This window comes from Leptospira ryugenii (genome assembly GCF_003114855.1).
GTDB lineage: Bacteria > Spirochaetota > Leptospiria > Leptospirales > Leptospiraceae > Leptospira_A > Leptospira_A ryugenii.
Map to the genome: position 1 here is coordinate 345403 of NZ_BFBB01000008.1, position 13303 is coordinate 358705.

A 13303-nucleotide genomic window follows, 5' to 3' on the forward strand; every position below is an offset into this window, starting at 1 on the left:
CTTTCCCGAAAGGAAGATATCAAATTGTTAGAATTCGAGTACAAAAGAGAGAAACAAAATATCTTAATTTCGCTAAAAACTGATGCGACTCAATTTGGTACCTTTCACCGCATAGCGACGATTATTTATGCTTTAAAATTAGACATTCTTTCTGGAGAGCTTAAAACCCTAATTGAAAACGGCCATGAATATACAGTAGATTCATTCCTTTTGCAGGCAGATGAAGGTGCCCTTGGCCAGGCGGCCTTCCAATTGGGAGTGATGATGGATTCTCTCTTTTCAAAGAATGCGAAATTTGAGGAAATTCTATCAAAATTGCAAATCCAGGAACCAGCAGTGAGTACTTTTTTCCGCGAAAGTCCGGAGTTTATCTTTACTGACCTGTTAGATAAAAACCAAACCTGCCTCTATTTAGAAACGAGTGCTGGACGAGGACTTCTTTACTACGTTTCTAGAATCCTTATGGAGAACCAAATCAATATTGTATCAGCAACGATTGAGACAGACCCGAAAACGGGAAGGGCAAGAGACAGTTTCTTTCTCACAAATGTCCAAGGAGGGATGTTCGCATCCTCCCCATTAGCAGAGAGGATACGAGCACAAATCTTAGCACCTATGCAAACGATTTGATTAATTTTTGCAGAGTACTTTCAGTTTTGCCGTTTTCAGAGCCGAAGTTGACTTCCCGGACTTAAAACTAAAGGCATATGCTTTAGTTGCATTTGCGAAATTTTTTGTCCAATACTGATCATCGGTCTTCAATTCCTTATCCGCACTTTTCGAAAAATCTGCTAGCTCTAGTTTTGAGGGAAGGTTCGCTCCAAGCGATTGGCAATAGGTAGTAGCCTCATCCCATTTTTTACCAGATTGGATTTTATCGGTTAGGAATTTTGAATCACTCGCTTTTGCTGCCTCTTCTGGAGGGGTTGTGCCTTCCACATTGGTTTCCGGAGGTTTAGTTTCTTCCACCTTCGGAGCTGGTGTTTCCAGAGCGGCTGGTGCTACATTTGCTTCAGATGGTTTGCTTTTGTATTTCGCATAACCTACGTAAAAGAGTACTGCAATTCCTGCTAATACAAGAAATAGATACAATCCACCACTCGATTCATTACTTTTGTCAGATGTCGATGCTTCTGATGTTGTTGCCGCCTGCAAAGAAACTTGAGCGGATTCATCATGAGCAAATAGAGATGCTTGGCTCTCCTTTGCATTGGATGTACGAGCGTTCGTTGTTTTCTTCTTAGCTGCTTGTTTTTTAGGAGCAGCCTTTTTCTTAGCGGCAGAAGATGATTTTTTAGTTGCCATATAGAATATCCTTATTGCCGAAACAATGTATATATTAGTTATCTCAATTTTCCAGAAATTGCTTAAGAAGTTCTTCTCAATTTTACTTTTTTTTTCTTTTTTTTATGTGTGCTCTGCCTTTCTCTTCGAAAATTAGCACAGAGATGAAACAAATTCGCCTTGGATTGGTTGGAGCGGGGGTCGTAGGATCCAACTTGCTCAATTTATTGGACAAGAAAAAAGCAGAGATTGAACGTCTGCACCAAATACAGCTTCAGATGCATGCGATTGCTACGAGAACACCCTCAAAAATTGCAGGCCTCACCAAGCTAAGCATAGGCACTGATCCACTCGCCGTTGCAAACGATCCGAATGTAGATATCCTCATTGAACTAATGGGTGGAACAACCTCAGCGCTGGAAGTGGTGCAAACTGCACTAAAAAATGGCAAATCAGTGATCACTGCAAATAAAGCCTTACTCTCCGATTACGGTGATCAAATCTTCCAATTAGCAGAAGAGAAAGGAAAATTTATTGGCTTTGAAGCTGCAGTCGCAGGTTCCATACCGATCATTCGGTCATTGCGGAATGGACTCGCTGCTTGTGATTTCGAAGTGGTCTGCGGAATATTGAATGGAACTACCAATTTTATTCTCACAAAAATGGAAGAAGAAAATTGGGATTATGAAATCGCATTAAAGAAAGCACAAGAATTGGGCTTTGCCGAAGCCGATCCTACCTTTGATGTGGAAGGCATAGACGCGGCACATAAAATTTCCCTTTTGGCAAGCCTTGCTTTTAGAAACAAAATTTCTTTCCGCCAACTTAGTGTAGAAGGGATAAGTAAATTAAAATACATCGATATAACAGCCTGTAAATCTTTAGGCTACAGAATCAAACTTCTTGGAATCGCTAAAAAATACGAGAATGGGATTCTTGCAAAAGTCCACCCGACACTGATTCCTTTAAAACATCCTCTAGCTAATGTGATGAATGAATCCAATGCTGTGTTTTACAAATCTCAGGAAGCCGATGCAGGTATGATGACTGGCAAAGGAGCGGGCGGAACTCCCACAGCAAGCGCAGTTCTCTCTGATATCATTTACTACGGCTCTAAAATCAGCGAAGGATCCACCAAAATAGAAAGGAATTTTTTTCCTCCTGCCCAAGTCCCAACTCCTGAAAACAATCGTGTGCGCTATTATCTTCGTTTTTCGACTATCGATAGACCGGGGGTGTTATCAGAGATTGCTCGAATTTTAGGCAAAAACAATATATCGATCGCATCTGTTCAGCAAAAAGAATCAGAAAGTGAGCCTGTGAATGTCATTGTTGTGACTCATGAAGCTAAAGAAGGAGATTTTCAAAAATCTATCCAAGAAATTGATGATCTTAAAAGCCTGATCAAAGAAAAAACGGTAGCCATTCGTCTACTAGAACATTTATAATCAAAGCAAATCGAATGAGAACAGTAGAATTTTCTTCGCTAAAAATACATATAGAGAACACTGAAATTTCCAAGGAGAAAGTACTTCTTGTTTCTTTCGATGGGCAAATCACAAATATGAACGCCTATGATATCAACGGGAAAATTAGCGGGATATTTGAAGAAAGTGTTTATAACATCATTTTAGATCTTTCAAAACTCCAATACATCAACAGCATTGGTGTCGCAACTCTTTTAGGAATGATCAAGACGGTCGAACAAAAGAATGGAAAGATGTACATCGGTGGTCTTAACCACTTTTTGGATAATGTCATTCGTTTGATGGAACTTCCAAAACATATCCGAATTTATCCTTCTAGAGATGCAGCCTTAGCCAATTGGGTTTAATATTTCACTGCCTTTCTCTAGCCAAATTTCATGTTCAATCATTTCGAGCAATTCTAGCAAACCCTCTTTCGTAGCAGCAGAAACTAAAATTTCTTCATTCTCTCGGAGTGATTCTTTGAATTCTTCGGATATCGAATCAACTTTGTTGTAGATCACGAGCCTTGGGATTTCATTAAGATTTAAACTATTCAGTATGCCATCTACGGCTTCCATTTGCTCTTTATAGTTTTGGTTCGAAATGTCTACTACATGGAGAAGCAGATCGGCATCGCCTAACTCTTCTAAAGTTGCTTTGAAGGCAAGAGATAGATCTGGTGGCAAATCATGTATAAAACCAACGGTATCTGAAATAATAATTTCCCTTTCTTTCGGAAACCGAATCCTTCTTGTGGTCGGATCAAGAGTTGCAAACAATTTGTCTTCGGCAATTACAGTAGAATTGGTTAAAGCATTTAATAGCGTAGATTTACCAGCATTTGTATACCCGACGATAGCAACGATTGGAACTTCATTTTTGGCCCTGGCCTTACGATTCAACTCTCGTCTTTTTCGCAATGCATCTAATTCATTCTCTAATCGGGTGATTTTATCTTCCACTCGCCTTTTACCTATTTCTAATTTTGTTTCTCCGGGGCCTCTTCCTCCTATACCACCCGTTAGTCGAGACATGTTGTCATCTAGTTCTGAAAGTCGATTTTTCAAATATTTTAATTGAGCTAATTCTACTTGAAGCTTTCCATCTCGAGACTTTGCATTTTTGGAAAAAATATCTAGGATCAACTGAGTACGATCAATTATCTTTAGATCACTTGCATCAGAGATCTTTTTGGCTTGGGCAGGTGCAAGCTCTAGATCAAAAATCAAAAGTTCAATGTCTTTATGTACTGACTTTAAAATGATCTCTTGCAATTTTCCCTTTCCTACCACTGTACTTGGGTCTGCTGATTTCTTCTGGATATAGGTATCCACTACATGAATTCCTGCAGTTTTACAAAGTTCTTTGAGTTCTGACATAGAATGTTCGGGGGAACGCTTCATCTTGCGTGGTTCGTAAACTCCCACTAAAAATGCTCTGTTAGTTAATTGTGCATTTTTAAAATTTGAATTTTTTTTCGTGAATTCAGATTCCAAAGAAAAGAGTTCTTCCGAATAGCCTTCTTTCAGTTGTCCAGGAAAGACCTTTTCACCTAATAACCAAGGTGTCTCGGACTCGGGGTCTGGATTGATAAAAGCAGTATAATAATACTTCGGAATGCCAGAAGAATCGACTATCGCAGCGGTAATGGAATCAAATCGATTTAAGACCAAATCCATAAGGTCTTCCTGATTCAAGGGATCTTCTTTCAGGTGGATGTGAAATAGCCTAAGACCACGAAGACGAGACTGTGCTACCCGAACTCGGTCGAGATGTGGGATTTCAATAGACTGATCATTGCCAACGATTAAATGGGTGACATAACCTGATCTGTCAATTAATACGCCTATTTGTCGTTTAATTTCTACAGATACCTCTCCACAGGCACGAGCGAAATCGTGTGTGATGACAGAATCGGAGCGCAAACGCCTTTCAGAGAGAGATTTTAACTTTTTTATCTGATTCGGCTTGAGCCCAATCAGGTTACCGCTAATTTTACTTATAGTACGTTACCGATATAAAGAGTATGGAAGTAGCATCTCATAAAACGAAACTTGGTCAAGACATAATTTGGTCTCTTTGTCTTGTGCCTTTTTTTCTGTTCCTCATCGACTGTACTAGTACTCGACCTTTTCAACTATCAGATGTTTCGCCAAAATATGCCGAATTTCAAAATACTGACCTAGACCCAAACCAAGGAAAACTTCAACAGCTATATACGTCAAAAAATCAAGTGTATGATAGCTTTATTCTAAAAGCGAACAAGGCTATCAGCGAACTAGAATTTGGTGAAAATGTAGCACTACAAGGCGAGAACAAAAAGTCATTCGGAGAAGATATAAAACTCGAAATGACGGCAGCAGGTTACCTTACTGAATCGTTACCACAAACTGTGGAAGAATTACCTGATTTGTTGTCCAAATGCAGAGAACTAATTAAGGTAGCTCCGAATGATTTTGAAGGGCCTAGTTTGGGTGCTGTTACAAATGAACTCACACAAATAGAAACAAAACTGAAATCGCTTTCACAAAAATCAGATAGAATCGTACAATCTTTAAAGAATTTAAGATCAGATAGTTCCAATTATACAAAGAACAGAGATCTAACAGAAGCTAAAAATGATAAAATCCAAAGTACCAAACAGGATCCTATAGTAGTTGACCAGCCAGTTGTTCTACAAGAGGAAAAGTTACCTGAAGACAAGAAAGATAAACCAGATAACAAATCAAAGATTCGAATCAGCAAATTGAAGAAGAATGGTAAAGTAGTTGGAACCACCAAAGAACTCTTCAAAGAAGAAATAAAACAAGTAGAAGATGAATTATCAGAAGAAGAGAAAAGAGAGAATGAATACACTGAAAAGATTCGATCTGGCCTCGTTGAAGTGTTTAAATGGGAATATTATAAGAACGGTCGAAATCTGGAAAAAATCCTATTAACACATCCCATCCCTAGGGTACGTTCGGCTGCAGCACTTGCTTTGGGTCGATTAAAGACAGGTAGGTTGAGCTTACAGAAAGCTATAGACAAAGATGGATACCAAGTTCGTCCCTCTGCTTACAAAGCCTTATCTGAGATAGGTGACAAAAGGTCGATTTCATATTTTTTCGAGGGCACTCGAGCTGAAGACATTGAAGTGATTGCAGCTAGTTTCGAAGGACTAGGCAAAACAAAAGATCCAAGTGGTAGAGAACTACTGTTAACAAATGGTATCTCTTCAGAATATGTTGTAGTAGTTGCCAGTTCCCTTCGCGGACTAGGGTATCATCAACTCAATAGTGATATTCCAGTCTTTGAAAGATTTCTCAAATCCGCTGAAGAGAATGAGTTGCGTGAAACTGCCATTGATGCATTGGCAATCCATGGTAGCAGAGAAGCACTGAGAGTATTAGAAACGGAATTTAAAGAACAGCCAAATTTTTCTGAAAGAATTCTCGAATCTATTGGAAAAAATAAAAGTCTCTCAGCAACTTTTGCTCTGATTCGATTAAACGAAAGTACAGAAGATCCCAAGTTAACAGGCTACATCGGTGAGTTACTTTTAAAACGTAAGGCGTTTGGAAAATATGCCTTTATTACAATTTCTGATGATTATCTTCGTTTGGAACCAAACGAGAGATCCAAAGCAATCTCATATGTAAAAGAAAAGGACATTGCGGTCGTATTGAAAGAATCTCCAAAAGAATATTCAATCCGGATCAATGAAGAAATTGTTACGGATAAATACTACCAACTCAAAATGGAATCTTCAACACCCGGAACTCGCGGACAATATGTGAATGGTTGGATATTCGGATCTAAACTCGAACTCATTGAAGTGAAAAGTTTGGGTGCAAATAAAGAAGCAAAGTATACCAATCTTAATAAAAAGAAAAAGCATCAAAATATATTCAACCCGATCGAAAACAAAAACTAAAAAGGCTTTGTTAGGTTATTAGCTAATGTCGTCGGAAATAGTTGAACTTCCCCTTTTTTTAGTGGTACCTTTGGGATCATCCAATGCAGACCACAAAAAAAGGGTAAAATGAATTTTGAAAAGAACATCACTCCTGCCACATCGAAGCCAGTAGATGCTATGATCATAACTCCAGGGAATTTGCTTTTATAAATTTTTCGCATCATCCATAATCCTGAGGTTTGAGTTTCCATCGTTACATCGGAGATCACGACATCAAAATTTGGATCTGACTGAAAAACGGTCCAACCTTCTCTAGCGTCACGTGCTCTCACAGATTGTATACCTTTAGTATCAAAAAAGAGCTTTAAATTATTTGCATATTTATCGTTATCATCAACGATCAGAACTCTCATCAAATTTGAACCTCGGCATCCAAAAATTGGCTATCGTATAACTTTCTATATATACCATTTTTTTCTAGTAGAGAATCATGATCTCCCATTTCTTTCACTTCACCGTCTTCTATGACAACGATATTTTTTACCCGGCGAATAGTTGATAGTCTATGAGCGATGATAAAAGTAGTCCGATTTTTAAACAATCTTTCCAAAGCACGGGTAACCAATCTTTCGGATTCAGCATCGAGGGCACTAGTTGCTTCATCCAAGATCATGATTTCTGGGTTTCGCAACAGGGCTCTCGCAATTACCAATCTTTGCCTTTGCCCGCCACTTAGATCGAGACCTCTAACCCCAATCATAGTATCATATCCTTTTTCTAACTTCATAATGAAATCATGAGCATTTGCTAATCTTGCAGCTCTGATGATATCTTTTCTGGAAGAAGCTTTAGTCCCATAGGCAATGTTATCTGCTACAGTTCCATGGAATAAAAATATTTCTTGGGTAACGATTCCAATTTTGGAACGCAATGATTTTAAAGATATCTCTCGGATATCCTTACCATCGATTGCAATTTTTCCTTGAGAGGGATCAAAAAATCGAGGAATCATATCCATCAATGTAGACTTCCCACTTCCACTTGTACCTACGAAGGCGTAAGAATCTCCTAATTTTATATCTAAGTTGATACCTTTTAAAATTTCTTGGTTAGTGCCTGGGTATGAAAAATGCAAATTCTCAAATAGTATGCCTTGTTTTATTTCTGTAAGATCGATTTTATTTGTTTCTTCTTCGATATCAGACTCTCGATCTATCAATTCAAAAATTCTCTTTCCAGCCGCATTCGCTTGTGTAATCTTACCAACCATTTGTGACAACTGTGTCAATGGTCGCAATAGAAAGAGTATAATTAAAAGGAAAGTCATGAACTCACCTTGAGAAAACTTTCCAGAATATATAAATTTTGCTCCAAGTGCAAAATATCCAAGAACTACAATAGAGGAAGTTAACTCTACTAAACTCGGCGCTAATTGTAGATAAAACTGTCCTTTAAAATTCCGTTTAAAAACTCTATCGTTTATATGGGTGAATTTTTTTATTTCAGATACTTCTTGCCTGAATGTGCGAATCACTTTAATGCCAGAGATAAATTCTTGGATGTGTCCATTTAGATCAGCTAACTTTTCTTGTAACCTAGTTGTTGAGGTCGAAATTTTTCGAGTGAACAAAGTAACAGGGAGTATAACGAGAGGTATTGTAATGCAGGCTAGCACTAGTAGCTCGGTATTCATGTAAATTAGTATTAGAAGATGGGTTATGACATAAAAGAAATTGATCGTTGCATCGCGAAAGTTACTAGAAATTACTGCTGCAACGATTTCCGCATCATTGATTACACGGCTCATGATTAAGCCTGTTTTTTCTTTGTAAAAATATGTTAATGGTAATCTTTGGACTTTTTCAAACAGCTCTTGCCGAATATCTCTAACCGCCCTATATCCTGCCGTTGCTATACAAAAAACTGAAATTAGATAGGTAAGCATCTTTAGCAGATATAATGGAAATACCGCTATACATACAGCCCAAACAATCTCACGTGGATTCATGTCTTTGGTAAGAAAGTTCAATCGTAGTTTAATCGAGATAATCACTCTTTTGATGCGATCAAGACCATCAAGGAATTCTTCTCCCATATAGATTTCTTCTACTAAGATAGTTTTTTCCTGATTAGTAAGTTCAAAATGTAACCTTTTTGTTGAATCTCCTCCCAAGGAGTCAAACAGAGGTACTAATGATGTGAGTGAAATACCATTTAAAATAGCAGTTAATAAAGCAAATACCAAACCAAGAAGGAATCGATTGCGATAATGCAATGAATATGACATGAGTCGCAAAAAATACTTCATTTGGATACCAACTCACAAAAGTTACCGATCATCTCTTTACCGTATTCTGTTAAGATAGATTCGGGATGAAATTGAATACCATACACATTTTCAAGATTCATCGAAGAAAAACCCATTATAAATCCATCTTCTGTCTCTGCAGTTATTTTAAGCTCTTTTGGAAAATTATTTTTTGATACAATCCAAGAATGGTAACGATTTACCTGGATAGGATTCGGAATGCCTTTAAAGATTTCATTTCCTGCGTGTTGTATTTTTGATACTCGGCCATGAAAAATTTCCCTGGATTGTTCAAGGTGTGCGCCAAAGGCTTCGGCAATCGCCTGGTGGCCTAAACATACTCCCAATAATGGTTTTTTGCCTAGCAAAGCCTGTATGTGTTGCATCAACAATCCAGAGCTTTTAGGCAATCCAGGTCCCGGAGAGAGTACCACTGCCGAGACCGTTTCGAGAGGAGGAAGAGGATCATCATTTTTGATGACTTGAACCTGGATAAATTCACTTATATATTGATAAAGTATATAAGTGAATGAGTCATAATTATCAATGAGTAGAATCACAAATTGATTGGTTATTTCCTGATTACAAATTTGGACTTTCGATACCTACTCCATCATTTAAAAATTTAGAAATGATCACCCTTTGGATTTGGGATGTTCCTTCATAAATTTGGAAGATTTTTGCATCTCTCATTAGTTTTTCAACAGGATATTCCTCGTTAAATCCATACCCACCAAAGATTTGCACTGCATCCGTAGCCACTCTCATTGCCATATCAGCGCAAAAGACTTTTGCAATCGAAGCTTGGTAAGTGTTACGCATTTTGTTATCAATCAACCATGCGGCTTGCCAGCACAACAAACGACCGGCTTCAATATCTCTTGCCATATCGGCAATCATGAAAGAAATACCTTGGTTTACAGAAATGGGTTTTCCGAAAGCATTTCTAGTATTGGCATATCGAATCGAGTGGTCGAGGGCAGCCTTTGCAACGCCAACGGCACCGATGGCCACGGCAGGTCTTGTTTGGTCAAAAGCACCCATTGCAATCTTAAATCCATCACCTTCTTTGCCTATAAGCTGAGATTTGTGAACCTTTACATCCTCAAAGGTTAAACCCCTTGTATCAGAACAACGTTGGCCCATATTCTTTTCTTTTTTTCCAAGAATGATGCCTGGAGTTTTTGCATCTACGATAAAGCCAGTCATACCTTTATGACCTGCTGTCGGATCAGTTTTTGCTAATACAAAAAACCAATCCGCATGACCTGCGTTAGTAATCCACATCTTGGATCCATTGATTACATAGTCATCACCAACACGTTTCGCCGTCGTTCTAATACTAGCCACATCTGATCCAGCACCTGGTTCAGTCACAGCATATGCTGCCAGAGTAAAGGTATCATTCATAGGCTGGATGAATTTTTTCATGATTTCATCACTTGCGCCTAAAAGAACCGGTGCTAAGGCTAAATTGTTTGCCAAAATAGCTGTAGCCATTCCGGAACAAGCATAGAAAAGCTCTTCCGAGGCTATGAGTTCATCCAAAACTCCCAAACCGGACCCACCATATTCGACCGGAATGTGCATATTCATCAATCCAACTGCATGTGCTTTTTTCAAAATCTCTTTCGGGAATTCTCCCGTGTGATCATGATATTCTGCTTTGGGAGCCATTTCATTTTTTGCAAAATCTCTCGCTAAATCTCGGAGCGCTTTTTGTTCATCGGTAATGGAAAATTCGATCATGGGGTGCCCTAACTTGTTTTTTTTACAGTACTTCGTTCAATTGTCCTAACGTCAAGAAACTCGATCTGTTGGTAAATCTGTTGAAAAATCCTATCTTTCAAAAAAATGTGCAAAGGGAGCTTACTTATGTCAGGACACTCGAAATGGGCTACGATACGCAGAAAAAAAGGCGCACTTGATGCAAAGAGGGGAGCTATCTTCACTCGGATTGCAAAGGAGATATCGGTCGCAGCAAAAGAGGGTGGAGGAGATGTAGAAGGCAATCCAAGACTCCGGTTGGCGGTCACAAAGGCAAAAGCTGCCAACATGCCAAAGGACAATATCGAGCGAGCCATTAAAAAAGGAACCGGCGGCTTGGAAGGCATGGTTTATGAAGAATGCCTTTATGAATGTTACGCTCCTGGTGGAGTTGCTCTCATGGTCGATGCTCTCACCGATAAAAAATCTCGCACAACGCCAGAAATTAAGAGCATCCTCACAAAAATGGGTGGATCCTTGGCAAACTCAGGTGCCGTTTCTCGCCTATTTGAACGCAAAGGCCAAATCACTCTGAAAGTGGAACAAATCTCCGAAGAGGCTCTCTTCGACCTTGCTTTAGGAGCAGGAGCAGAAGATATCCAAGGAAGTGATGGCATCTATACCATTCTTACGCCACCAAACGAGTATGAAGCTGTGCAATCCGCATTGACCACAAAAGGTCTAACAATGGAAGAATCTGAAATAAAATACATTCCAATGACAACCGTGGAAGTCAATGACAAGGAAACTGCAGAGAAAATCATCAAGCTAATCGAGAATTTGGAAGCGAATGATGATGTCCAGAGTGTGAGTGCAAATTTTGAGCTCGGGGAAGGGATTGAATTATAAAATTACAGCCGGCAGTGCTTTGCCGGCCTAAAATCATTATTTCTTAACCAGACCGAGTAGATACACTAGCACGATAGAGCCTCCCAAGGCGATTGCGATATCGGCTATAACCCCACTGCCACTTAAGCCTATAAATTGAGCCAAAAGACCGCCCAAAAAAGACCCAATCACTCCGATGACGAGATTTGCAATGAGACCAAATCCTTTTCCTCTGAGTATTTTTCCAGTTAGCCAGCCAGCGATGGCACCCACCAATAAAAATAGAATAAAACTTTTTACATCCATGGTATCCGAGTTGTTTTCTCCTTGAATGTGCTCTATCATATCTAAGTCGCATTGCGAAGTAAATCAATTCTGAAGGCGAGTTTTGAAAAATCAAATCTTCACAGGTCCCTATTACTACGGTATGAAAGATTTGGATGTATTTAAAAAAACATTCATAGATGAAAATCGTGGGAAACCATTGTTCCTAATCCGTTTCGAAAACATAAGCCATATCGAGATCAATCCATTTTTAGATCTTTTAAGAGGTGAGTTTTATTCCTGTCTTGATTTGGAGGATATTTCTTTTGGTTTTCATTACTATGAAAAAAAAGGCATTCTTTTGATGGGCATTGCACCCCTCTTTGAATGGAACATTGAAAAGTTTCCGAACATAGAAAATTCAGTTGGTAAGTTCCAACAAGAGTGCATCCGCACAAAAATCGCTGTCTTTCATTTTGGTGTCTCACGCACGCAATCCAACTTTATATCAACAAGTGACGAAATCTTTGAAGAACTATTTAAATCCTCAGAAAAGAATTTAAATGATAACCTAGTCCGCTGGAGCTGGACTTACTACAACAAAGCAAATACATATATCTCTGGCTCAGTTCATGAGGCGATGATACAACCGACTGTCATTTACAATCCAAAAACAAAGATCTATTCGGTAAAAGGTGGCGAGGTCTTTGTTGGTGGAGGTGCTTACTTTGGATATAAAGATTTAATCAATGATATACCCAATGACCAAGATATCAATCGTATAGAATTGTTGATCCTAGAAAAGTTAATCATAGCTTGCGATGGAGCACCTGGTCTCTTAAAGTTTAATATATCTCCTCAGTCATTAATAGATACATTCTCTAGCAAAGAGAAAGTAGACAAACTAAACAAATTAATCAGAAACAAAAATCTCCTCACTGAAAACGTACGTTTTGAACTAGTTGAAAAGCCCTATGATGATTCGCAACACTCGCTGAAAGATGTGTGCCAGGCATTTTATGACCATGGAATGAGTTTTGCAGCAGATGACTTTGGAGTCAAAAGTCAATCCCACCAAATCGTTCTGGATTTAGGTATAATGATTAAAGAATTTAAGTTAGATCCGATCAGTTTTAAATTTAAAATTGAAGAAGATCAGATCAAATTTTTAGATAATTTAGCATTTATTGATTATTGCAAAAGACTTGCAGATAACCGAGAAGCAGTCATTACCGCGGAGGCGGTGGAGGATTTTGACACTTTGAGATTTTTAATGGAACACCAAATCTATCAGTTCCAAGCAAATATACTTTTTGGAAAAATGCCGGTCAGTGATTATAGACGAGATTTTGAACTTTTACAAACTATTCCTGAGGATGTAGTGAAAGAAGTACTAAACGACAAAATTTTATCAGAAAAACAAAAACAACATGGAAATGTTTTCCGCGTTGCATTGGAAGCGGGACTGATCTAAACTTATACAAA

At 38.6% G+C, this 13303-nt stretch carries 13 protein-coding genes; 6 read left to right on the forward strand and 7 right to left on the reverse strand.

From position 1 onward, the window contains the following. Nucleotides 1–24: 24 nt before the first annotated feature. Nucleotides 25–630: a hypothetical protein gene (locus DI060_RS14300; protein WP_108977637.1), complete on the forward strand. Its 606-nt coding sequence runs from the start codon at nucleotides 25–27 to the stop codon at nucleotides 628–630. Here DI060_RS14300 and DI060_RS14305 read toward each other — a convergent pair whose 3' ends face one another. Further along, nucleotides 631–1305, reverse strand: a complete 675-nt coding sequence (locus DI060_RS14305; RefSeq protein ID WP_108977638.1) for a hypothetical protein — start codon at nucleotides 1303–1305, stop codon at nucleotides 631–633. It lies immediately after the preceding gene. 143 nt (nucleotides 1306–1448) lie between these two features. On the opposite strand from DI060_RS14305, the gene DI060_RS14310 reads away from it, so the two are divergent. Further along, complete coding sequence (locus DI060_RS14310) at nucleotides 1449–2732, forward strand: homoserine dehydrogenase (RefSeq protein ID WP_108978142.1); 1284 nt, start codon at nucleotides 1449–1451, stop codon at nucleotides 2730–2732. Between the two features lie 14 nt (nucleotides 2733–2746). After that, entirely contained in the window at nucleotides 2747–3118 is a 372-nt protein-coding gene (locus tag DI060_RS14315; protein ID WP_108977639.1) for an STAS domain-containing protein, read from the forward strand. Here DI060_RS14315 and hflX read toward each other — a convergent pair. Continuing rightward, nucleotides 3101–4711 (reverse strand): GTPase HflX, encoded by a 1611-nt coding sequence (gene hflX, locus DI060_RS14320; RefSeq protein WP_167837041.1) that lies wholly within the window; start codon nucleotides 4709–4711, stop codon nucleotides 3101–3103. The two genes, DI060_RS14315 and hflX, sit on opposite strands and share 18 nt — an antisense overlap. A gap of 68 nt (nucleotides 4712–4779) precedes the next feature. Here hflX and DI060_RS14325 point away from each other — a divergent pair, with 68 nt between their 5' ends. Continuing rightward, nucleotides 4780–6669, forward strand: coding sequence for a HEAT repeat domain-containing protein (locus DI060_RS14325; RefSeq protein WP_244594425.1), 1890 nt, complete (start codon nucleotides 4780–4782; stop codon nucleotides 6667–6669). On the opposite strand, the gene DI060_RS14330 is transcribed toward DI060_RS14325, so the two are convergent. From DI060_RS14330 to DI060_RS14345, 4 genes are read right to left on the reverse strand one after another with little or no spacing between them, the layout of a single operon-like run. Beyond that, entirely contained in the window at nucleotides 6666–7064 is a 399-nt protein-coding gene (locus DI060_RS14330; RefSeq protein ID WP_167837042.1) for a response regulator, read from the reverse strand. The two genes, DI060_RS14325 and DI060_RS14330, sit on opposite strands and share 4 nt — an antisense overlap. Beyond that, nucleotides 7064–8959: an ABC transporter ATP-binding protein gene (locus tag DI060_RS14335; RefSeq protein ID WP_108977641.1), complete on the reverse strand. Its 1896-nt coding sequence runs from the start codon at nucleotides 8957–8959 to the stop codon at nucleotides 7064–7066. The genes DI060_RS14330 and DI060_RS14335 overlap by 1 nt, the downstream gene beginning before the upstream one ends. After that, nucleotides 8956–9519 carry an anthranilate synthase component II gene (locus DI060_RS14340; RefSeq protein ID WP_108977642.1) on the reverse strand — a complete coding sequence of 188 codons (564 nt, stop codon included), beginning with the start codon at nucleotides 9517–9519 and terminating at the stop codon, nucleotides 8956–8958. The genes DI060_RS14335 and DI060_RS14340 overlap by 4 nt, the downstream gene beginning before the upstream one ends. Before the next feature lie 22 nt (nucleotides 9520–9541). Further along, the gene (locus tag DI060_RS14345) at nucleotides 9542–10708 is read right to left on the reverse strand and encodes an acyl-CoA dehydrogenase family protein (RefSeq protein ID WP_108977643.1); all 1167 of its coding nucleotides are present in this window, start codon (nucleotides 10706–10708) and stop codon (nucleotides 9542–9544) included. A gap of 126 nt (nucleotides 10709–10834) precedes the next feature. On the opposite strand from DI060_RS14345, the gene DI060_RS14350 reads away from it, so the two are divergent. Next, complete coding sequence (locus tag DI060_RS14350; protein ID WP_108977644.1) at nucleotides 10835–11575, forward strand: YebC/PmpR family DNA-binding transcriptional regulator; 741 nt, start codon at nucleotides 10835–10837, stop codon at nucleotides 11573–11575. Between the two features lie 36 nt (nucleotides 11576–11611). Here DI060_RS14350 and DI060_RS14355 read toward each other — a convergent pair whose 3' ends face one another. After that, nucleotides 11612–11899 (reverse strand): GlsB/YeaQ/YmgE family stress response membrane protein, encoded by a 288-nt coding sequence (locus tag DI060_RS14355; protein ID WP_244594426.1) that lies wholly within the window; start codon nucleotides 11897–11899, stop codon nucleotides 11612–11614. An 82-nt stretch (nucleotides 11900–11981) separates the two neighbouring features. Here DI060_RS14355 and DI060_RS14360 point away from each other — a divergent pair, with 82 nt between their 5' ends. Beyond that, nucleotides 11982–13292, forward strand: coding sequence for an EAL domain-containing protein (locus tag DI060_RS14360; RefSeq protein WP_209452069.1), 1311 nt, complete (start codon nucleotides 11982–11984; stop codon nucleotides 13290–13292). The last annotated feature ends 11 nt before the right edge of the window (nucleotides 13293–13303 follow it).

Bases quoted from the DNA above. Each gene is read 5' to 3' on its own strand.
- DI060_RS14325 (WP_244594425.1), top strand. From the start codon at position 4,780: ATGGAAGTAGCATCTCATAAAACGAAACTTGGTCAAGACATAATTTGG.
- DI060_RS14315 (WP_108977639.1), top strand. From the start codon at position 2,747: ATGAGAACAGTAGAATTTTCTTCGCTAAAAATACATATAGAGAACACT.
- DI060_RS14305 (WP_108977638.1), bottom strand. From the start codon at position 1,305: ATGGCAACTAAAAAATCATCTTCTGCCGCTAAGAAAAAGGCTGCTCCT.
- DI060_RS14360 (WP_209452069.1), top strand. From the start codon at position 11,982: ATGAAAGATTTGGATGTATTTAAAAAAACATTCATAGATGAAAATCGT.
- DI060_RS14330 (WP_167837042.1), bottom strand. From the start codon at position 7,064: ATGAGAGTTCTGATCGTTGATGATAACGATAAATATGCAAATAATTTA.
- DI060_RS14355 (WP_244594426.1), bottom strand. From the start codon at position 11,899: ATGATAGAGCACATTCAAGGAGAAAACAACTCGGATACCATGGATGTA.
- DI060_RS14345 (WP_108977643.1), bottom strand. From the start codon at position 10,708: ATGATCGAATTTTCCATTACCGATGAACAAAAAGCGCTCCGAGATTTA.
- DI060_RS14335 (WP_108977641.1), bottom strand. From the start codon at position 8,959: ATGAAGTATTTTTTGCGACTCATGTCATATTCATTGCATTATCGCAAT.
- DI060_RS14350 (WP_108977644.1), top strand. From the start codon at position 10,835: ATGTCAGGACACTCGAAATGGGCTACGATACGCAGAAAAAAAGGCGCA.
- DI060_RS14310 (WP_108978142.1), top strand. From the start codon at position 1,449: ATGAAACAAATTCGCCTTGGATTGGTTGGAGCGGGGGTCGTAGGATCC.